The organism is Streptomyces sp. MB09-02B, assembly GCF_033794485.1.
Lineage (GTDB): Bacteria > Actinomycetota > Actinomycetes > Streptomycetales > Streptomycetaceae > Streptomyces.
The window spans coordinates 1-21,153 of record NZ_JARGEE010000133.1; the positions used below are offsets into that span (position 1 = coordinate 1).

At 68.6% G+C, this 21,153-nt stretch carries 14 protein-coding genes and 2 pseudogenes; 7 read left to right on the plus strand and 9 right to left on the minus strand.

The annotated features are described in order from the left end of the window. Nucleotides 1-419 precede the first annotated feature (419 nt). From P1P70_RS19930 to P1P70_RS19940, 3 genes are all read left to right on the plus strand, one after another. Complete coding sequence (locus tag P1P70_RS19930) at nucleotides 420-1,214, plus strand: IS5 family transposase (RefSeq protein WP_319239602.1); 795 nt, start codon at nucleotides 420-422, stop codon at nucleotides 1,212-1,214. Between the two features lie 802 nt (nucleotides 1,215-2,016). Further along, on the plus strand, nucleotides 2,017-2,964 hold the full coding sequence (locus P1P70_RS19935; protein WP_319239605.1) for a hypothetical protein: 948 nt from the start codon (nucleotides 2,017-2,019) through the stop codon (nucleotides 2,962-2,964). A 28-nt stretch (nucleotides 2,965-2,992) separates the two neighbouring features. Then, on the plus strand, nucleotides 2,993-3,331 hold the full coding sequence (locus P1P70_RS19940; RefSeq protein ID WP_319239608.1) for a helicase-associated domain-containing protein: 339 nt from the start codon (nucleotides 2,993-2,995) through the stop codon (nucleotides 3,329-3,331). Between the two features lie 153 nt (nucleotides 3,332-3,484). Here P1P70_RS19940 and P1P70_RS19945 read toward each other — a convergent pair whose 3' ends face one another. Continuing rightward, entirely contained in the window at nucleotides 3,485-3,907 is a 423-nt protein-coding gene (locus tag P1P70_RS19945; RefSeq protein WP_319239610.1) for a type II toxin-antitoxin system VapC family toxin, read from the minus strand. Next, nucleotides 3,904-4,134 (minus strand): FitA-like ribbon-helix-helix domain-containing protein, encoded by a 231-nt coding sequence (locus tag P1P70_RS19950; protein ID WP_030353291.1) that lies wholly within the window; start codon nucleotides 4,132-4,134, stop codon nucleotides 3,904-3,906. The genes P1P70_RS19945 and P1P70_RS19950 overlap by 4 nt, the downstream gene beginning before the upstream one ends. A gap of 155 nt (nucleotides 4,135-4,289) precedes the next feature. On the opposite strand from P1P70_RS19950, the pseudogene P1P70_RS19955 reads away from it, so the two are divergent. The 4 genes and pseudogenes from P1P70_RS19955 to P1P70_RS19965 all read left to right on the plus strand — a co-directional run. Continuing rightward, nucleotides 4,290-5,252, plus strand: a pseudogene (locus P1P70_RS19955) (UvrD-helicase domain-containing protein); the annotation flags it as partial. Then, nucleotides 5,188-5,457, plus strand: a complete 270-nt coding sequence (locus P1P70_RS45815) for a DUF6973 domain-containing protein (RefSeq protein ID WP_413471498.1) — start codon at nucleotides 5,188-5,190, stop codon at nucleotides 5,455-5,457. The pseudogene P1P70_RS19955 and the gene P1P70_RS45815, both read left to right, overlap by 65 nt. Nucleotides 5,458-5,566: 109 nt before the next feature. Further along, a complete protein-coding gene (locus P1P70_RS19960) occupies nucleotides 5,567-5,917 on the plus strand; it encodes a hypothetical protein (protein WP_319239617.1) in 351 nt (116 codons plus the stop codon). Nucleotides 5,918-6,337: 420 nt separating this feature from the next. After that, nucleotides 6,338-7,164, plus strand: a pseudogene (locus P1P70_RS19965) (glycoside hydrolase domain-containing protein). A 254-nt stretch (nucleotides 7,165-7,418) separates the two neighbouring features. Here P1P70_RS19965 and P1P70_RS19970 read toward each other — a convergent pair. The 7 genes from P1P70_RS19970 to P1P70_RS20000 all read right to left on the minus strand — a co-directional run. Next, the gene (locus tag P1P70_RS19970) at nucleotides 7,419-7,838 is read right to left on the minus strand and encodes a PIN domain nuclease (protein ID WP_319239620.1); all 420 of its coding nucleotides are present in this window, start codon (nucleotides 7,836-7,838) and stop codon (nucleotides 7,419-7,421) included. Then, on the minus strand, nucleotides 7,838-8,092 hold the full coding sequence (locus P1P70_RS19975) for a type II toxin-antitoxin system VapB family antitoxin (RefSeq protein WP_045563117.1): 255 nt from the start codon (nucleotides 8,090-8,092) through the stop codon (nucleotides 7,838-7,840). The genes P1P70_RS19970 and P1P70_RS19975 overlap by 1 nt, the downstream gene beginning before the upstream one ends. A gap of 1,140 nt (nucleotides 8,093-9,232) precedes the next feature. Further along, nucleotides 9,233-9,856, minus strand: coding sequence for an SMI1/KNR4 family protein (locus tag P1P70_RS19980; protein ID WP_319239625.1), 624 nt, complete (start codon nucleotides 9,854-9,856; stop codon nucleotides 9,233-9,235). A 140-nt stretch (nucleotides 9,857-9,996) separates the two neighbouring features. Further along, entirely contained in the window at nucleotides 9,997-10,503 is a 507-nt protein-coding gene (locus P1P70_RS19985; RefSeq protein WP_319239629.1) for a hypothetical protein, read from the minus strand. A 131-nt stretch (nucleotides 10,504-10,634) separates the two neighbouring features. Next, entirely contained in the window at nucleotides 10,635-11,138 is a 504-nt protein-coding gene (locus P1P70_RS19990) for a hypothetical protein (RefSeq protein WP_319239632.1), read from the minus strand. A gap of 6 nt (nucleotides 11,139-11,144) precedes the next feature. Then, nucleotides 11,145-17,630, minus strand: a complete 6,486-nt coding sequence (locus P1P70_RS19995; protein ID WP_319239636.1) for an RHS repeat-associated core domain-containing protein — start codon at nucleotides 17,628-17,630, stop codon at nucleotides 11,145-11,147. Nucleotides 17,631-17,717: 87 nt separating this feature from the next. Beyond that, nucleotides 17,718-21,153, minus strand: a 3,436-nt coding sequence (locus tag P1P70_RS20000; protein ID WP_319239639.1) for a LamG-like jellyroll fold domain-containing protein, incomplete at its 5' end; no start/stop codon positions are given.

Genomic DNA, 21,153 nt, shown 5'->3' on the forward strand with positions numbered 1-21,153 from the left:
CAGTCAGAGGCGGGACTTGCTCACCGGAACGGGGGCGGAGGGACAACGAGCACCTCGACAGCTGCATCGGCCAACGGAACTACCCGAGCATGCCCGTTGGCCATGCTGCCGCACCGCGAAACTCCAAGATCCCCGACAGAGTCAAGCTGAGAAGCCGTATCTCAACCGATCATGGAACGCGCGGGTCGAACAGGTTTCCCGCCGGGGTGATCTCCCCCGTGTACGCGCATGAAGACAGGGCCTCTCGGTAGCTCGGGGATGCGAATCTGACCGAGCAGCGCCGGGAGGCCCTGGTGTCGTTGTTGTACGCGTCCGAACCCGTTCAGTTCAACTCGGCTGCTCCATCGTGTGATTGCCTCGCGCATGTGTACGGCAACGCGGCCGACCATCCGGACCGGGAACGCCGGTATCCCTCCGACATGACGGACGCGGAATGGGCGGCTGTCCGGCCGTTGCTGCCCGTGCCGGCCTGGCTGAAGGGCCGGGGCGGGCAGCCCGAGGGCTACTGCCACCGCCAGCTGCTGGACGCGATCCGCTACCTGGTCGCGGGCGGGATCTCCTGGCGGGCGATGCCCGCGGACTTCCCCGACTGGGGCCGGGTCTACGCCTTCTTCCGCCGCTGGCGCGAGCACGGGCTGATCACCGAGTTCCACGACCGGCTGCGCGGACGGGTGCGTGAGCGGGAGGGCCGTGAGGCGGAGCCGACGGCCGGGATCATCGATGCGCAGTCGGTGAAGGCCGCGGCCTCGGTGCCGTCCGTCTCACGCGGCTACGACGGCGGGAAGAAGGTGGGCGGCCGCAAACGGCACATCGTGACCGACTGCCTCGGCCTGCTCCTGGTCGTCGCGGTGACTGCCGCGAACATCGGCGACCGGGATGCTGCGACGGGCCTGCTGACCCGGCTGCGCGGCCTGCACCGTGACATCTGCCTGGTCTGGGCCGACGGCGGCTACACCGGCGGCCTCGTCGACTGGTGCCGGGACAAACTCGCCCTGACCTTGGAGATCGTCAAGCGCACCGACGACATGACGGGATTCGTGGTGCTGCCCAGGCGCTGGGTGGCAGAGCGCACGTTCGCGTGGCTGATGCATTCGCGCCGACTGGCCCGGGACTACGAGACGTTGCCGGCCAGCAGCGAGGCGATGATCCGGTGGTCGATGGTCACGCGGATGAGCCGTCGCCTGGCACGGCCACAGGCCCCCGACCGGCAGTGAAGGCCCCCGACGCCTCCTGCACGAGCCACCCGCGCTCCGCCAGGCGCCTGGCCTTCGAGCGCACCCCTCGACCTTCGCCGACGTCGTCTGAAGGCCCAGCCCCACCGCGATCTCCATGGCCTTGAGCGGTCCCTGGCCCGCCGGCTGCCGCTCATCGAGCACGCCCAGGATCCGCTGGTAGTCCGGCGCCAGCACCGTCACCGGCAAGCCTTCGCGCCAAGGCGGCACGATCGAGCCCGGCACCGGCGCGGGCGAGGGCACGATTTCCTGCTCCGCCTCGGTGACGGCAGTCGTCTCGGCGGCGGACACGGCCAGGGCCTCGACCAGCTCCTCCCGCGCGATCACCCGCCGGTCCAGCTCGATCTCGGCGGCCTCCAACACCGCAGCCAACCGGGCGACTTCCTCCCGAAGCCCTTCCACCCGCACACGGGCCGCTGTCTCCCGCTCCTCCAGAATTCCCAGAACCGACGCCATCGCGCACCCCTTGCTCATGGAGCGGAAACAAGACGCCGGATCTCTCCCTCATTCGGAGCTGCACAGTGTGCGCGAGGGCGGCGTGGGATCCGTCCTGCCGGTGCGTCGGCTCTCGGTCACACAGGATTCGATGCGGCCGCCGGGCACCTGGGCCCCGCGCCGGCCGACCTGCCCGAGATCCGTTACGGCCAGGACGGCAAACCGCTCTACATCTCCGGCCCCCACGACGACCCCCGCGCCATCGTGCGGCAGCTTGAGCGGACCTGCGGCGCGGACAACTACCACTACATCGCCCACCTGTAGCACAGGTAGGGGAGAGGCATCAGCTGTGACAACCGAGCAGGCGCCGCGCAGCACAGTGCGGTGCACCGAGCAGGAGGCGCAGGCCAACCTGCTCGCCGTACTGCAGCTGTGCGCGGCCGGAAAGCTGCGGTGCAGCCAGACGACACACCGCCTGAGTGCGGCCGCGGTGACGGCTGTCGCCGAGATCCTGCAGGACGGCGACTTCTACCCCGCCGATCCCATCGCCGCCTTCGCCTGGCCTCTGCTGCTCCAGGCCGGAGGTCTCGCCGAACTCGCCTCAGGGAAACTGGCGTTGACCACCCGCGGGCGGGCCGCCCTGACCGAGCCGCCCCATGACGCCCTGAGGCTCCTGTGGCAGAGGTGGCTGAACCGCGCCGTGCTGGACGAGTTCTCCCGTATCGAGGAGATCAAGGGCCAACGCGCGGCGGCGGTGCTGTCCGCCGCAGGGCCCCGCCGCAAGACGGTCGGTGAGGCCCTCGCCGCCTGCGCACCGGGGCAGTGGACCCAGGTGGACGACCTGTTCGCGGCCATGCGTAAGAGCGGGCTCGACTTCACCATCGCGCGCAGCGACCGCGCCCTGTGGAAGCTGTACCTGCAAGACCCGCAGTACGGCAGCCTCGGCTACGACGGATTCCACGACTGGCCCCTGCTCCAGGGCCGCTACACACTCGCCGTCCTGTTCGAGTACGCCGCCACCCTCGGCCTCATCGACATCGAGTACGTTCCGCCCGTCGGCGCCCGCGAGGACTATTGCGACAACTGGGGCGGCGACGACCTCGACCAACTCTCCCGCTATGACGGTCTGCTCGCCCTGCGCCTGAACCCACTCAGCGCGTACGCCACCGGCCGCGCCTCCGTCTGCATTCCCGCGTCGGCCCCCGTCGACACAGACTGCCGCAGCGTCAAGGTCCTGCCGAATTTCGACATCGTCGCCCTCGACGGACTGCGTCCTACCCGACGCTCTGCTCCTTGACGCCTTCGCCGACAAGACCTCCGACCGGGTGTGGGCCCTGAGCGCCGCCTCCCTCCTGAGAGCCCTGGACGCCAAGCGCACCGTGAAGGAGCTCCGGTGTCACCTTGCCCAAGCGTCCTCGCAGCCGCTGCCACAAACCGTCGCCGCCCTGCTGGACGACACCGAACGCCGCCTCGGCAAGGTCCGCGACACCGGCCCGGTCCACCTCATCGAGTGCGCCGACGAAGCCCTGGCTACGCTCCTTGCGGGCGACCGCCGCCTGCGCGCCCTCTGCGCCCGCCTCGGTGAGCGGCAGCTGGCCGTCCCCGCCGAGAAGCTCCCCGCGTTCCGCAAAGCCCTGCTCGCCCAGGGCTACGCACTGGCCTGACCTCCCGGACGGATCCGCTCAGGCTCAAGGCAAGGGGAGTGCCCGAATCTGATCGGGGTGCGGCGGACGCCGAGGCCAGACCCAGTGCGACAGCCTTGGAACCTCACAGACCGTTCCTGGGTCGTGGAATTCTGCGCGTTGGTGCTGCCGGGGTCAGGTGCTGGATGCCCCGAAGGTCTCGAGCGTGCAGCGTACTGCTCCGCTCCGCTCGATCCTGGCGTCGCTGGTGATCAGCGGAACACCGAAGCTCTCGGCGAGGGCCACGTAATGCGCGTCGTATACGGAGAGGTTGTTCGACAGCTCGCGTACGCGCTGCCACAGGACCAGCGTGGGGTGCAGGTCGAGAGCGAGGGCTTGGTAATCGGTGATCGCCTTCAGCGCCTCCTTTTCCGTGATCTTCGGCTTCTCCCCTCGCCGGCCGCGGGCCAGCCCGAAGACGGCCGAGGTGATCTCGTAGTCCAGCAGGCCCGGCGCTGCGAGAGTGTCGGCTCGGCCCACCCGCTCACGGATCGCGGTTCCGGTCTTGCCGTGGTCGAGGAGGACGTGCACAAGGCTGGAGCAGTCGATGACGATCAACGTCGGTCCCGCCCATCCTCGACGGCGTCGAGGATGTCGGTCGTACTGAGCTCGGTGCGGGTTTCACGCTCCAGGCGTGCGGCCATCTCCGCGAGGGTGGGCTTAGCGGCTTCCCGGGCGAGCAGGTCCAGGGCGTACGCCTGGAGCGACTTGCCGGCCTGTGCGGCGCGGACTTTCAGGGCGTTGACTGTGTCGTCCGGGACATCCCGAATTGTGATCGCGGTCATGCCTTTAGTTTAGCAGCGATGCAGGCAATATGCAGTCATTGTGGGTCGGCAAGCGAGGAAGGGGCAGTGCATTTCTGCGATTGCCGGACGTAGATCATCTCTATGTGTCACCATTCGATCGCGCTATGAAGCGGCACCACCCTTTGAGGAGCACGATGCCCGCGCCCACTCCCGAGCAGAGCGCGGCCGTCGATACCTTCCGGCGCGGGGATCACCTCGTCCTGCAGGCCGGCGCCGGAACCGGGAAGACGACGACGCTGGCGATGCTCGCGGCCGCCACGGCCAAATCCGGCCGGTACATCGCGTTCAACAAGTCGATCGCGAACGACGCGGCCCACAAGTTCCCCAGCAATGTGCGGTGCAAGACCGCGCACTCGCTGGCCTTCGGCGCCGTGGGCCACAGGTATGGGTCCCGGATGAACGCGCCCCGGGTGCCTGGCTGGAAGACCGGTGCATCCCTGGGCATCGCCATCAACATGCGCATCCGCATCGGCGAGCGGAACGTCACCAACAAGGCGCTCTCCTATACCGCGCTGCGGACCGTCACCCGCTTCTGCCAGTCCGCGGACCGCACTATCCAGGGCCACCACGTCCCGCGCCTGCACGGCATTGAAGCCGAAGACCTGCACGCCCAACTCGTCGACGTCGTGCTGCCGTACGCCAACCGGGCCTGGGGAGACGTCCAAAACCCCCAGGGAGGCGTCGTCCGCTTCGACCACGACCACTACCTGAAGATCTGGGCCCTGACCGAGCCCAGGATCGAAGCGGACTTCCTGCTGCTCGACGAGGCCCAGGACACTAACCCTGTCGTCGAGAAGGTCTTCAACTCCCAGCGTAGTCACACCCAGCTGGTGATGGTCGGCGACTCGGCCCAGGCGATCTACGGCTGGCGCGGAGCCCGGGACGTGATGAGCGGCTTCGACGGCACCCAACTGGCTCTGTCCCAGTCCTTCCGTTTCGGCTCCGCGCTCGCCGAGGAGGCCAACCGGGGGCTGCATATCGTCGACTCCCCGATCCGGCTGACCGGCACCCCGGCGATCAGCACCCGCCTCGATCGCGTCCAGGAACCGGACGCGATCCTGTGCCGGTCCAACGTCGGCGCGATGGTCGAAGTCATGGGCGGCGAAGGATGCCCACGAGAAGAAGCACAAGAATTCTAAGGACAGGGCAAAGGGGAGAGATTCGAAGGTCGACTACTACAACAACAAGGTAGGCCGGAAGATCGGCAGCCAGATCACCGCGTGGACCCGGTGGGGCGCGCACGATGCAACCTGCAGTAGGTGCAAGAAGGCTTTGAGGAACCGCAAGTTGGCCATGCGCTGACGAAGAATTCCCAGGGCTCCGGCCCTGGCCTGATATGCATCCCTGCGCCGGGCGGCCACGTAGACGTGGCCGCCCGGCCTCCCCACATCATCAGAGAAAGCGTTGCTCAATGAACTCGTCAGTACAGCGGCTGGGCCCCGGGTGGACCATCGCTCTTGCCCTGGACACGGTCACCACATCGCTCACCGCGCTCGTATCGGTGGGCATCGGCCTGCTGCTTCCGGGAACTACCGAGGACTACGACATGTCCTTGGCTGACGGCATACCCTTCTTCGCCTTTGCCGCTTTCCTCCTGGTGTCGCTCGCGGTCACCGCGGCACTGCTCCGGGGCCGGTTTGGGGGCCAAGGCGGCGCCAGAGCAATACGTGTCTGCCTCGCACTGTCGGCCGTACGGCTCGGGCTCGTTGTCTGCGGCTTCCTCGCATGCGTGGTCTACGGAGCGCTTGCGTACGGTTTCTGAGATGGGTGCGGCTGTTCTGCACGGAGCTTTGACGTGCGCGGTTGCACTCGGATCGACGAGTTGACCGGACATCCTGCCGAGGAGGAATCGGCGCTGTCCCGGTTGGAGATCATCCGGTAGACGATGACGGATCCTGCCCGGGGACAGGGCGGTCGCGGAACCCGCGGACGCTGCGGTTTCATGGCCGGTAATCCCGTGGAAGCGCTGGGGCCGGGGGCGGCTGCCCGTCTATTGACACGCACGTTCGATGGCGATCTCTGGATCGGGGTAGGGTGCGAGGCATTCAACCGGGAGCCGTAGCGCACAGCTACAGCGATAACCGAGTGCTATTCCAATCCCTAACTATGTTGCGTACGGCACGCGTTGATCCCTGTGCACGTATCGACTGCGGTCGCGAGCCACGATCTGAATGGGGTGGGGATGTCCAGACACCGGTTGTCCAGAAAGGGCCGCTACATCGCATGGACGACGGCAGGCGCTGCTGTCGTCGCGGGCGCCGGGATTACGGCACAGACGTCGATGGCGGCTCCGGCCTGGCCGACGCAGAAGACGTACACGGGCCGGGCCTTCGACGCCTGCACGGCGCCGTCCCTCGCGGCGATGAAGGCCTGGAACACCGGCTTCTACGGCGCTATCGCGGTGTATATGGGAGGTAGAACCGCGGCTGCGCCCAGCCCAACCTCACCACCTCCTGGGTGAAGTCGGTCAATTCCCTCGGCTGGAAGCTCATCCCGCTGTACGTCGGTGCCCAGCCGCCCTGCCAGAAGAGCGCGAACCCGGAGAAGTTCACCGCCTCGACAGCGGCCACCCTCGGCGCGAGCAACGCCAATGACGCCGTCTCCAAGGCTTCGGCACTCGGCATGAAGGCCGGCAGCCCGATCTACCTCGACATGGAGCCGTACGACATCACCGACAAGGCGTGCAACGACGTCGTGCTGACGTACGTCCGCTCCTTCACCAAGACGCTGCGTGCCAAGACCTACCGCGCTGGCTTCTACGGTTTCAGCAGCTCCAGCGCCAAGGCCATCGCCACCGCTACGGACAAGACGGACCTGCCGGGCAACCTCTGGTACGCACTGTGGGACAAGCAGAACACCACCACCAAGGAATGGCCGTGGGACACCAAGCTGTTCACCAACCACAGCCGCGGTCACCAGTACATGGTCAACAGCAAAGAGACGCGCGGCGGTTACACGATCACCGTCGACCGCAACGCATGGGACGCACCAGTAGCCATCGTCGGTTGACAACCGGGCCCGCAGCATCCGGCGCCCCGCGATCCGGGGTCACCCCGAGGGGCGACCACCACCGAGGCCGACGGTACCGAGACCTCCGTTCCTGTACGACGCGGGCGGCGCGCGGATCAAACGCACCACTGCGGATGCGACCACGCTCTACCTGCCGGGCATGGAACTGGAGCTGAGGAAGAGTTCCACCGCCGTCACGGCCACGCGCCACTGCACCTACGCAGCTCATCGGAGGAAGGGAAAGCCGAGCTGCTTCATCGGTCGGCGGTGCCGGGCAGGACGACCCATTCGGTGGGTTGGCCGGTGAGGGAGGCGATCATGTCGAAGTCGCCGTCGTAGTGGAGGACTGTTCGCCGGTGCAGTTCTGCTGTGGCGGCGATCAGCAGATCGGGGAGGGACAGAGCGCGGTGGAAGCCTGAGTTGAGGGCATGGCGCTGGATCTCGAGAGCGCGGGTGAAGGTGTCGTCGTCGGTGCGGAGGTAGTCGAAGGCGTGGAGCCAGGTGCTGATCCGGGTCGCTTCCGAGCTGTCCCGTGCGGAGTGGATCATCTCGAACTCGGTGGGCTGGCATACGGCGAGGAGGTAGCGCTCGTGCAGAGGCTTGAGCACCTCCTTGACGCTCGGTTTCGTCCAGCGGGCGAGGGCGGACTTGTCGATCAGGTAGCGGTCCTGCATCAGGCGGCCCGGCCTCCGTCGCGGTCGCCATTGTGCTTGAGGGAGCCGTCTGCGTTGCGGGGGCCGGTGTTCTCGACGATCTCGCTGAAGTCGAGCTCGCCGGCGTCCATGGCGTCGAAGCCCTCCTGCCGCAGGTGCCGTTTGACGGCGTCTTCCATGGCGAGGCGTACGGCTTTGGCCTTCGTTTTGGTCCCGAAGATGCGCATGGCCTCGGTGACCATGTCTTCATCGAGGTCGATGACGGTTCTGGCCATGTGGTGATCCTCTCGGAGGTGCTCCTTCCAGCGAAATGATACCAATCATCAGTGATGACAGATATCGTTTCGATCATTAGGTTCCGTTATGGATGGAGGCTGTGGCGTTCACGGGTGACGTGTCGCGTGGTCGCCCGTTGTGAGAAATGGACAGTCGCCCTCATGCCGGGCTCCGCCCCCTGCCGGGGGTTTCGCCAGAAGCGATGGGTGGCGGGAGGGAGTCGACCAAGCGGCCCTGTCGGTGGACAGCCGGTGGACAGACGCCTTTGGATGGTGCATCACAGGGTGGCACGGGCCAACCTGTCGCACGTGGTCTGATCAGGAAAAACGTCACCACGCAGCACGACGAGGTACCAGGCAACACGATCGCTCATGGTCTCGTCATGCGTAGGTCTCGGGTTCGAATCCCGAAGGTGGCTCCATGGTGAACCCCTGGCCAAGCCTTTGACCTGGGGTTCTTGGCTTATATTGACCTTGGGATTCGGTCAAACCGGACGTCGGTGGTCTATGCATCGTAATGCGTAGGTCCGAGGGTTGACGGCCAGTGTCCGTTGCGCCAGGTGGTGGCCAGTTGGTGGCCGCGCGTGCCGCGATCGTGCAGATGGTGCGCAGGTCAGCGCTGCGGCCTACTGAGGAGAGTTGTGCGATCTGGACAACCGCAGGATCGGCTCACTCCGCGCGTGCCTGTTCGCATGGGAAGCGAGCGGCGTCGTGTCGCTGGCGGCCTCGCAACTGGCATCGGCCACGTTCGGGGTGCTACTCGGCGTCTGCTGGTGGCGATGACGGCGGGGTCGACGGTCTCGGCGACGCTTGCTACGGCACTGTGGGGCGAGCGATCGCAGCCAGTGCACTTTCGCCACGCAGTCGCCTGCGGAGGAAGGGCGGCGCGCTCCCTCGTCGCCGTGCCGGCGAGAGCGAACCGAGCCGTACTCTCCGCCACCACGCAGTCCACAAAGGCTGGTGGGCGACGGCTACGGCCAGCATTCGTCGAGCGCCATCCATGCTCCGCGTCGCGACGCGGACGGCGCTCAACGCGCCCAGGAACCACAGGTTTTGCGTCACTCTCGCGCGGTGGACCAACTAATGGTCAGCTTGGGGACTTTGCGACCGGGCTGCCGGACCGGATCCGCCCGGCCACGTTCACCAGCTGACCAGGTTCATGGACCCTCGAGCGAGCCAGTCCGTGAAGGACACGGGCTGACGGCCCAGGTTCAGAGGAAGGATCAGGTCGCAGGTGGCCCGGCCGTCGAACCACAGTGAGCCCCGGTGCGGACCGGTGACAACGAGCAGGGTCGAGAAGCCACAACCGTTTTCCTGGATGAATACAGCGCCGGACGTCTTGCGCTCCTGGAACACCCCGTACTCAGCGTCCCACTGCTCCCATGCCGCCCGGTAGGCGTTGTGGTCCGAGAAGTCCTGCGTCAGCGGCTCGCGCGCGTCCAGCTCATCCTCGTAAGCGCGGTAGGAGCTGGGATGCGGGAAGTCAGTGGTGAGCAGGTCGTAGTTGGTGCTTGAGTCCCCATGCCAGCCCCAGCCTGCCGCAGATCGGCATAGGCGGTTCACCGCGCCGCCGGCGCTCTGCCGGAGCAAGTACTCTCGGTACTGGTCCGGGAACGCGATGCCCAACTCCGCCTCCGCTTCGCAGATCTCCGCTTCGGACAGCGGCGGCGGGGAGGCGACCTGCCTCGCGGGTGGACGGCTGAGTCCATCAAAGCGTCGTCCCCGAGCCATGCGTTGGTACTCCGCCATCCAATCGGTCGTCATACAGGTGAGGGTAGACGCGAGCAATCCGTCAGCACTCTGTTGTGACGTGGATGCGCCCCGCCGGCGGCCCGCGACATGAAACGGGAGCGGGCAGGACACCGCCTCCTCGGCGTGTGTCCTGCCCGTTCCCGTGTCAGTTGTCAGTCGTCCAGGTGAAGGTTCTCCGGCAGCAGATCCCTCGCTACTTGGAGGAGCCGTTCCCGCCTGGCCGGCGCGGTCTCCGCCTCCAGCAGGAGCCAGTAGGCGAAGAGGGCAGTGTCCTGGGACCGGCCCGAGAGAACCTCCTCGTACAGCGACCAGATGCCGGCCCGTACCGCGTCCTTGCAAGCCTCGGCGATATCGTCGTCATCCACAACGACGAACGAACTCAGCAAGTCCAGGAAATGATGCCGGGCGGCCAGCGGGACGCTCCGGTCCGCCAGGCCCGCCATCAGCGCTCGGGCGACGGGAACGGCGGTCTTCGTCGCCCAGCTGTCCTGGAGCACGTGGAACTCGATGTCCCTCGGCTTGGCTTCCTCCGGCGTCTGTGCGCGGGCCATCCGCAGCAGTTCACCGGGGACGTGGTCCGCGGACTTGCAACTGCGGCATGGCAGCGAGGACCAGTCGTACAGACCGATCTCCAACTCCATGGCGTTCACGGCTTTCATCCCCTCGTGCCCCTGCCTCTCCCAGATGCCGCCCGGCGCCGGAACGGCGCCGGGTTCCCCTGCAACGTGACGCGAACGGGCAGGGCACCCACCTCCTCGGCGGATGTCCTGCCCGTTCACTCGTCAGCCTGTCAGTCCATGCGCAGGTCGTCCGGCAGCAGATGCCGCGCCGCCTCCAGGAGCCGCTCCAGCCGCGCCGGGACGGTCTCCACCTCGTACAGGACCCAGTAGGCCAGCAGGGCGGTCCCGGGGGCCCTGCCGGACAGCACCTCCTCGTACAGCGTCCAGATGCCGGACCGCGCCGCGTCCTTGCACGCTTCCGCGATGTCGTCGTCATCCACAACGACGAACGAGGAGAGCAGGTCGAGGCAATGATGCCGGGCCGCCGACGTCACCCGCGGGTCGGCCAGCGCGGCCATCAGGACCCGGGCGACCGGGACGGCGGTCTCCGTCGCCCAGCTGTCCTGGATCACATGGAACTCGATGTCCCTCGGCACCGCTTCCTCCGGCGTCTGCGCACGGGCCATCCGCAGCAGCTCCCCGGGGACGTGCTCCGCGGAGCCGCACCCACGGCACGGGAGCTTGGACCAGTCGTACAGACCGATCTCCAACTCCATGGCATTCACGGATTTCATCCCCCTCTAGAAGAACTGATGCCACCAGATGCCGCCCTCTTCGGGAACGGCGCCTGATTCAAACTGGAACGGAGACCCGTAGTCCACCTGGCACTGCCTGCAGACCGGCTTCATCACCGCCACCCGATGGCCGCCCGCTTCCTCCTTCACCGTGTAGGCGATGGTGAACCGCACCTTCGTGGGGTCGCCGCCGAGCGCCCGAACGGCGTTGCCCTCAGCACAGTAACTGGGTCCGGGCTTGCATCCGCCGGACTGGGCGAGGGCGATGTCCCCTGTCTCGGTGTTGTAGGCGCCGACATAGGTCTTTCCCTTCTTGCTCCTCGAGTAGTTCTTGAGGGCGAAGTCGGCGACCTGGGACGATGCCTCCTCCATCTGGCTGGCATGGGTCCAGCCCGTGGGGGCCTTCTGGACCTCCACAGTGGGTGCGCTCTTGCCGCCGACGCCGCGGGTGCTGACACCGGGACGGGGAACGATCCTCGGCGGTGCCGCCTTCGGCGGTGCCGACTTCTTCGCCGCGCCCGAGAACAGGTGCCCGAGGACACCCTTGACGGCCTTGACGACGCTGCCCGGCTTCGACGCCGCCTTGGCGCCGCCGCCGACGCCGGACGCCCCGGGCAGGAACGGCACCAGGAACTTGCCGATCCAGTAAGAGATCTTGTACCAGGCACCGCCCTGGTCCGGTCCCCGGATGGTGTTGTAGACGCTGACCAGACCCTTGCCCGCGCGGTCGTTCTTGATCTTCTGGGCGTTGCCGCTCGTCCAGCCGAAGGTGTCGGTGACCGTGTAGACGCTCTCGGCGACGTCGTAGTAGCCGTCGATGGCGCCGTTCTTGAGGCCGGACCCGACCTGCTTGGCCTTCTTGACGGTGTTGTCCCACCACTTCCACTGACCGTTGCTGTCACTGAAGGTGATCGGCGAGTTCTCGGCGTACGCGTAGCCGTTGAGCTGCTGCGGGTCCGTGAGGTCCATGACCGGGTCGACGCTGAGGAAGCGGCCGGTCGTGGGGTCGTACTCACGGGCCCCGAGGTGGACGAACCCGGTGTCGGACGTCTCGTCGGTGCCGCCGACGAAGCCCCTGGAGCCGACCCATGCGGTCGGTGCCGTGTCCCGGGTGCCGCCGAAGGGCAGCGTGCGGCGCTGGGTCAGCTGCTGGGTGGCGGCGTCGACCGCGAGCTGGCCGGTGCCCTGGTGGTCGGCGAGGGTGAAGGAAATGGCCCCGTTGTCGGACTTGACGGCCTGGTGGCCACCGCCGAGCGGGGTGTAGCGGGTGGCCTTGGGCTTGTCCGCCCCCTTGGTGAGGGTGACCTCGGTGTGGCCGAGGTAGAGCGTGGTCGCCGAGCCCGTGCGGCCGATCAGCCGGCTTCCGTCGGCGCCGTAGACGTACTCGGTGACCTTCCCGCCCTCGGTGACCTTGGCCAGATGGCCCTCGGCGTCCCAGTCCAGTTCCTGACCGCCGCGGGTCGTGGTGTTACCGGTCGCGTCGTAGCCGTAGGACTCCTTGGCGGTGGTGCCGTCGGGGCGACGCGTGGTGACCGACTCCAGGCCGTGCGGGTGGGCGCTGCCCGGCGTCGGGTAGGCGTACGTCCGCTCGGTGTTCTTGGCGCTGTCACCCGAGGGGTCGTGCAGGGTCTCGGTGAGACGGTTGCCGGTCTTGTCGTAGGTGTAGGACTGCCAGTACGGCGCCGGGCCGCCCACCGCGCCGCCGGACGGGGCGGTGGCGCAGGTCTTGTCGCCCTGCGTCCAGGCCTCGGTCAACCGCTGGAGGTGGTCGTAGCCGAAGCACTGGGTGTCGGTGCCGGAGCGGGAGGTGTCCGAGACGGACAGGATGTTGCCCGCCTGGTCGTAGCGGTAGCTGTTGTGCCGGTCGACCCCGGCCACGTCCTGCCGGTCGACCCGGGAGGTCGCCAGGCGCTGGGTGCCCCACTCGTAGGTGTTGGTCACCTGGACCGGCTTGGCCCCGGCCGCGGTGCCGTACATCTTGTACTGGAGCGGCTTGCCGGTCTTGGAGTAGCCGGTCTCGGCCTTGAAGCCGTCGCCCAGGACCGAGACGGGCCGCAGGGTGTCCGGCTCGTAGGCGAACGAGTAGCCGCCGCCCGGCAGCGCGCCGGCCGCGGACCAGCTCACGCCCTGGACCAGCCCGGAAGGCAGGTAGGCGGTACCGGTCTCGTAGGTGCCGGCGAGGGCGCCCTCCCGCTCGGGGACCACGACCGCGGTGCGCATCGGGCGGTACAGACGGTCGTACTGGGTGACCTTGGAGGTGTACGCGTCGCCGCCGATGTAGCGGGTGGCCTCGGCGAGGAAGCCCTTGGCGCCGCTGACGGTGTCGTACGTCCACTTGGCGCGCAGGGTCCCGGTGTCGGAGCCCTCCCGCAGCTCGGTCCGGCGGTCGAGGCCGTCGTAGAGGTGGGCGAGGACGGTGCCGTGCGCGTCCTTGGTGGTGGTGAGCAGGCCGCGGTCGTCGTAGTCACGGATCGTGGTGCCCCGGTCGGGGTCCTCCGTCCGGGTCTCATGGCCACGCTGGTCGTACGCGTAGCCCCAGGTGTTGCCGGCCGGGTCGGTGACCTTCTCCAGCTGGTCCTTCGGGGTGTAGCCGTACTTGGTGGTGTCGTAGGCGGCGTCGGCGCTGCGGGCGTGGTGCTGGCGCAGCTCGGTGACCAGACCGCGGGCGTTGGCGATCGCGGTGGTCGTGGTGCCGCCCTCCGGCGGGATGACGGTGGTGCGGTCGCCGCCGTAGATCGTGCGGGTGGTGCCGAGGACGGCGCCGCCGTCACCGTTGCCGGCGACGTCCCGGGTCTCGGTCTCCCGGCCGAGCCCGTCGTAGGTGTGCCAGGTCTGGGTCTCCACGGTGAGCGCGTCGGCCGGTTTGAACAGGTCGCGGTTGGGGGCGGCCTGGTCGTTGAAGTACGGCGCGAACGTCCGCCCGGTCAGGCCGCGTTCGTCGTAGAAGACGTCCGTGAGGATCCGGCCGCCCTCGGGGCCAGGTTCCTGGGTCTGGCGCTCGCGCAGGAAGCCGTCGTAGATGACGTACGAGGCGCGCTGGCCACCGTTGTTGTCGAGGGTCTGGGTGCGGATCGCGGCCGGCTTGTTCTCGTCGATGAAGTACGTGAACTCGTGGCTCGGGGTCTGGCTGGTGCGCCGGTCGGGCAGCCAGATCTTGTGCGAGCGGCCGAGAGCGTCGTACTGGAACTCGGCGCGCTTGTTGTTGGGGTCGACCTGGGCGGACGGGCGGCCGCGCAGTGCCTCGAACTCGGTCACGGTGGTCTGTGCCGTGGACCCGACGCCCGGTTTGGCGGGCGGGCTGGTCTCGGTGACCTTGGTGGGGAAGCCGCTCGCGGGGCTGTAGGCGGTGGTCGTCGTCCGGCCGTCCTTGCGGGCCGTACGGACGGGTTCACCCGTGCCGGTGATCTTGATGTCGGCGGTCAGGTCGGTGGTGGTGAGCTGCCGGCCGTAGGAGTCGAAGGTGGCCTTGGACTCCAGGTAGGTGGCCGTGCTGCCGTCGTGGCTCTTCAGCGTCGCGGACGCGGTGGCCTCGCCCTTGGTCGCGGCCACGCCGTACGCGCCGCCGTCGTAGGCGGTGCGCACGTCGGAGACGACGTCCTTGGCACGGTTCGGGGTGCGGGAGCAGGCGCCGAGGACGGTCTCCTCCCGGGCTACGAGGGTGAGGAGGTCACCGGGGGCGTAGGTGGTGCGGGTGCAGCGGTCGTCCGCCGCGGTGCCGGTGTCACCGAGGTCGTCGACGCGGATGACACGGCCGGCGACGGTGTCGTGCGTCGACTCGGTCGCCGTCGACGCCCAGGAACTGCCGGCGCCGGCGTCCAGTGAGGTCCAGGACTGCGTCCGGGCGGTCCCGGTCAGGTTGGCGGTGACGGTGCCCCAGTCGCGCGCCTTCTTCGCCGTCTCGTGGTGCCAGGGCCGGCTGACGGTCTTCGACAGGGCCTTTCCGTCGACGCCCGAGTAGGCGACGGTCCTGTAGGCGAAGCCGGCCGCCGACTCGTGGTCGGTGATCGGGTCGCCCTCGCCGCTGTCGAGGGAGACGGACACCTTCTTGGTGCCGCCGGAGCCGGACTCACGGTCGCCGTCCATGCCGCGCAGGAAGTACGTGTCCTGCTGGCTCTTCATGGCGCCGCCCTGGCCGCCGGTCTTCACCCGCACATGGCCGTAGCCGCGCCACTGCGACCACGTCTTGTGCTTCTGCTTGGTCAGGCCGTCGTCGGTGTCGAAGTGCCAGGCCGCGCCGCCCAGGTACTCGTACCGGGTCACGCTGTCGGGTGCGCCGCCGGTGCGGTCGGTCTTGACGGTGGAGGTGACGACGTACTTGTTGAACCACTGCCGCTCGGGCGCGTCGTCCGCGTCGCCGCCGATGAACTGCGGGTAGCAGCGGGTGGTGTTCTTCTCCGGGGTCGGCAGCGCATCGAAGGAGCAGACGGGCTCCGAGTAGTTGATGTCGACCTGGCCGCCGTACTCGTCGGCGACGGTGGACAGCCGGGACTTGATGAACGGCGCGTAGCCGTCACCGGTCTTGTCGAGCCGGTTGGCGAGCTGGGCGTAGCCGAAGGTGGTCTTCGGCAGGGTGATCGCCGGGGTCGCGGAGTGACCGGTGTGCTGTACGGAGTCCAGCAGCAGCTGGTAGTCGACGTCGGCCTTGCCCCATCTGTGGTCCAGCTTCCAGGAGTCGACCTTGGCGGGGGCGTCGCCCTTGAGGACCTCGGTGGTGACACCGGTCAGCCGGTCACGGGTGAAGAACACCGGGGACAGCCTGCCCCGGTCGCAGTCCTTGCCCTCCTCGCAGTTGAGGTCCCAGGGGGTGTCGTACCAGTAGAAGGCGTCCTTGCCGATGTCCTTGCAGGTGGTCTTCGCGTCCGGCAGGCAGCGCTCGGACGTGGTGAAGTCGACCTTGGCGAGCGGCTTGGTGCCGTACAGGTCGGCGGACTTCAGGCCGTACTCGATCCGGTCCAGGGAACCGCCGCGCACATAGCGGGTGTCGTCCTTGGCCTTGAGGTTGCGGCCGTAGGAGTTCTTCTCCTGGTCGTAGTAGTACGCGACCGCGTTGCCGTGCGGGTCCTCGACGTAGTCGAGGTTCCAGCGCCACGCCTGCTGGCACCAGGAGTCCGCGAAGGCCGTCTTGTGGCAGGGCTCGTCGGAGTCGTCACCGAAGACCGGGACCGTCCAGGTGGAGTCGGTGGTCTCCTTGCCGGCGGCCCAGCCGGGCAGCCGGTTGTAGCCGAAGTAGTAGCGCACACCGTCCGGGTCGGTCAGGCGCCAGTACTCGCCGTTGTCGTCGCCGTTGCCGCGCTCGGCGGAGCGCAGGCGCTTGATACGGCTGCCGTCGTCCTGCTTGAACCGGAAGTCGTCCTCACCGGTGGGGACGAGTTCGCCGCCCTTGCCGTTGAAGGTGATGAACGCGTTGTCGTAGCCCCAGCACAGGTCGCCGGGCTTGTCGCCGTCGGCGTTCTTCACCCCGTCGTCGGAGCACGGCTTGTACCGGCGCTCGATGAAGCCGGACCACAGGTCGAAGCCGTCACCGACCCAGGAGGACTGGTTGTTGGTGGTGCCGGTCTGCCCGTCGATCCGCCCCGACTGGTAGGACAGCCCCAGGTCCGGGGTCAGCCCGCCGGGAACCTCCGGCACCGGGATGTCGTACGACCAGTTGAAGTCACCGGTGTTGAGGTCGGTGTCCCAGGTCGCGGACGGGGACAGCTGGGTGGCGGAGTAGTCGCCCTTGCCGGCGGTCTCCTCGGCGGCGGCGACGGCCGCGAACAGCGTCGGGCCGGAGGAGCGCAGTGCCACCTTCGACGCGGTCAGGGTCTGCCGCTCGGTGTCGTTGACCGTCTCGACGGGGGTCGCGGTGCGGCACTCCGTCTTGTCGGGCTTGTCCAGGGCGCACGCGGGAAGCTCCACCAGCGTGAGGCGGGACCCGTAGCCGCCGCCGTACGCCTCCGCGAAGGAGGAGTAGTCGAGCCGGGCGTCGACGGTGCCGCCGCCCTCCAGGGTGAAGAGCACCCCGTCCACGCCGGCGCGCTGGGCGGCGGTGTGTCCGAGGACGCGGGCGGCGGGGGTTTCCTGGGCGGCGGTGTCCTGGGCGGTGGCCCGGTCGGCGGGGTCCTGGGTGGCAGCCCGCTTGGCGGTCCGGTCGGCGGTACGGGTGGTGAACCGCACCGGCGTCCTGTCTGCGCCCGCCCGGTTCGAGGACTCGGCGCCGGTCACGCTGACCAGTGCCGCGCCCTCCTTCGGCCAGGCGGCCTTCGGGGTGGCCCGGGGCGTCCTGGGGCCCTTGGCGGTGGGGCGGTGTTCGCCCGTGCGGATGTCCTTGCCCTTGACGGGCTTCTCGGCCGACGGCAGGCCGGGCAGGTCACGCCCGGCGGTCGGGGTCCTCGGGATGGTCGCGGAAGCGGCGGCGGTCTGCAGCACCGTGCCCACCATGACGGCGGACAGGGTCAGCGCCACCCTGCGTCGCACTGCGGAACGCAGTCGCGATCGGGATGTTGGAGACATGAGTGATCGTCAATCCTCGTGGGAGGTGTACCGGCCCGTCCCCAGAGGGACGGGCCGGGAAGGAAGAAAGGGTGGAGCCGTAGGCCGTCAGCCGACGCCCGGAACCTCGGTCGGCACGTCGAACCAGGTGGTGGCGAGCTTCTCGATCTGCTCGTCGGTCAGCGCGCCCTGGAAGGTCCACACGTCGTCGACGAGGCCGGGGAAGTACTCGCCCCACGAGCCGCCGTTCTTGGCGCGCCCGATCTGGAGGGACTTGGCCGCCTTGAAGGCCAGCGTGTTCTCCGCCCAGGAGACCTGGTCCGCGCACGCGTCCTCGTCGGTCTCGCCGTCGCCGTCGCCGTCGTCACCGCAGGAGACCACCTGGAGGGTGCCGTTGACGTACAGCCGGGCCTGCTTGGCGAAGCCGTCGTAGACCACGGCGAGGTGGTTCCATTCCCGGGCGTCGAAGAACTCGCTGTTCTCGACGCGGACGACGGTGGCGTCCGAGCCGTCCTTGTCGGCCACCGTCAGCTCCCAGTGGCCGAGGCCGTCCGGGTCGGTGGCGTGCGGGACGAAGCGGACCTCGAAGGCGTTCTGGGCGGAGCCCTCGGCGCTGACCAGCGTCACTCCGTGCTTGGGCAGCGCGGCTGCCTGCGCCCAGGCGGCGACGGTGTAGCTGGCGCTGGTGTCGACCGGGACGGAGGTGGTGGCCGCGTAGCCGCCGACACCGTCCAGTTCCAGGCCGCCGTCGTCGATGAAGGCCGTGTCGGACTTCTTCGCACCGCCGTTCAGGGTGAGGGGACCGCCGCCCGCCGCGTTCGGCGTGGTGACGGGGCCGGTGCCGGTGGTCGCCTCGAACGTCCAGCGGCTCTTGACCAGGGGCCGCCGCTGGAAGATCTGGCGGACCTCGTCGTCGGCGACGGGCCGGTCGAAGAGCCGTACGTCGTCGATGCTCCCGGAGAAGTGGTCGACGTACCTGCCCTGCCAGACGGTCCGCCCGACCTGCACGGCACCCTGGGCCTCCCACGCCTTGGGCGCGGCGTCGGTGCCCTGGAGGCGCCCGTTGACGTAGAGGCGGATCTGCTGGGCGGTGGCGTCGTGGACGGCCACCAGGTGGGTCCACTCACCGGGGCGCGCGGGCTGGGTGCCCCGCACCACCTGCTCGCTGATGTTGCCCGCCTCGACGTCCTGCAGCGAGGTCCGCACGCTCCAGGTGTTCGCCTCCGACTCGTACGACAGATAGAACGGGCTGTAGTACGTGCCGCTCTGGCTGAGCACGGTGCGGTTGCCGGTCGCGCCGCCCTCGGGCAGCTTCGCCCAGGCCGACACGGTGTAGGAGCCGGCGGTGTTGAGCACCGGCCGGTCGGTGGCCGCGTACCCCGTCGTGCCGTTGAGGCCGAGGGCGTTGCCCGCGACGCCGCCCGTGCCCGCGGTCGCGCCGCCGTGCAGGGTCAGGGGCTGCGCGGTGGCGGCGCCGACGACCTCGGTGGCTCCGGTCTCCTCGTCGAGCGGGAAGACGGCGCGGGCCGGACGGCCGCCGGTGAGTTCCTGGTTCTGCTGGAGTCGCGCCGCCTCGGTGGCGCTGACCGCCCGGTCGAAGACTCTCAGGTCGTCGAGGGTGCCGGGGAAGAAGGACTTGTGGGTGCCGCTGTAGACACCGGCGCCCAACTGCAGGCCCCGGCGGGCCTCCCAGGCGGTGGAGTACGCGGTGGAGCCGGCGAGCTTGCCGTTCACGTACAGCCGCAGCTGCTTGGCCTTGCCGTCGTACACGCCGACCAGATGGGTCCACTCACCCGCCTTGGCGTCGCCGGGGGCGGCGGCCATGGCACGGGCGATGGAGGCCCCGGCCGTGTCGGAGGTGTACTGGTTGAACACCCACCGGTCGAAATCCCTGGAGTAGTACAGCTCGAAGCCGGGCGAGTGGTTGCCGGGCTGGGCGGCGATGATCGCCGCGTTGTCCGGCATCCGGTCGAGCCGGGCCCAGGCCGCGACGGAGAAGCTGTCCGAGGTGTCGACCACGGTGAGGTCGGAGCCGGCGTACCCGGACGTGCCGTCGAGGTGCAGGGCGGTGCCCGTGCGGCCCTCGGCGCCGAGGGTGGCCCCGCCGTGCAGGCGCACGGTCCGCGGGGACGTCGTGCCGGCGGCCGTGGTGGCACCGGCTCCCTCGTCGAGGTTCCAGGTGGCCCGCTCGGGCTGCCCGGACTTGACCCGGAACTGGTAGGTACGGATCTCGGAGCCGTTGCCCGCCTGGTCGAACGCCTGGGCGGTGACGAAGTTCAGGCCCGGCTTCGCCGGCAGCAGCTGTACGGACTTGGCGGCGCCGGCGCTGGTGGTGACCTGGTGGGAGCCGGACGGGTCGGTGTTGAAGCCGTAGCGGTAGCGGACCACGTCGGACTCGGGCGAGTCGATCGCGAACGTGCCGTACTGGCCGACCCCGTCGTACCACGGGTCCTCCGGGTCCTCCGGGTCGGACGCCGGATACTGGCCCGAGCCGACCGACGGGGCCCTGGGCACGCTGGTGTCGTAGACGAAGTAGCAGCCCGTCGCGTTGCCCCCGTGGGACCACGGGGAGTACTGGGCGCCGTCGTACGACCGGACGTACCAGTTGACCGTCTTGTTCTTCGGCACCGACGAGGGCAGCCCGATCGAGAAGCTGGAACCGGACTTCTTGTAGCCGGTCCGGTCCGGCTTCCACCGGGCGATCACGCCCTTGCCGTCACCGGAGTCCCAGGACGCCTGGAACTGGAGGGCGATGTTGTCGTCGTCCGGGTCGGTGATGTTGTGGGCGTAGATCTTGCCGAGGGTGCGCACCCGGGGCTTGTTCTCGGGTGCCTTGCAGGTGCCGCCGTACTCCATGGCGAGCTGCGACATCTTCACCTGGCGCGGCGGGCGGTTGTACTTCACCCGCAGGTACGCCTTGTCCGAGAACCGCTTCCAGCCGTACGCATCGCTCTCGCTGCCGGCGCGCAGCCCGAACGTCATCGTCGGCCACTTGCCGTTCGCGGCCTCCTGCACCGCCGCCTTCACGTCGAACTCGGCGTCCTTGGAGGCGCAGCCACTGAAGCCGTACGCGAACGAGCTGGACCGCAGCTGCTTGATCCAGAACCCGGAGGCGTTCTGCGAATCCCATGTCGTCGACGAGGAGATGTCCTTCGTCCGCCACAGCTCGACCTCGCGCTTCGAGCACGAGGCCGACCAGGTGTTGCGGACCACGAACTCGGCGGACAGGATCGTCCGGCCCGCGTACTTGGACGTGGGCACCCGGTAGAAGAGCCGCTTGGTGTCGTGCGGGGCGCAGTAGTCCCAGTTGCAGTAGCCCATGCCGGCGTCGTGCTTGCCGTTGAACTTCCACTGCGGTGACGACGCCCAGTACTTGGACGCCATCGTCCACGCGGTGGCGCGCGGCGTGTACCACTGGGGGTCTATGAACACCGGGTACTCGGTGTCCTCGCCCTTGAGCACGTCCGGGTCGGGCTTGAGCACCAGCTCGCGTCCGCCGGGCGGGAGTTCCACGCCGACGGGGGCGAGCTTGGCGGTCTCGGCG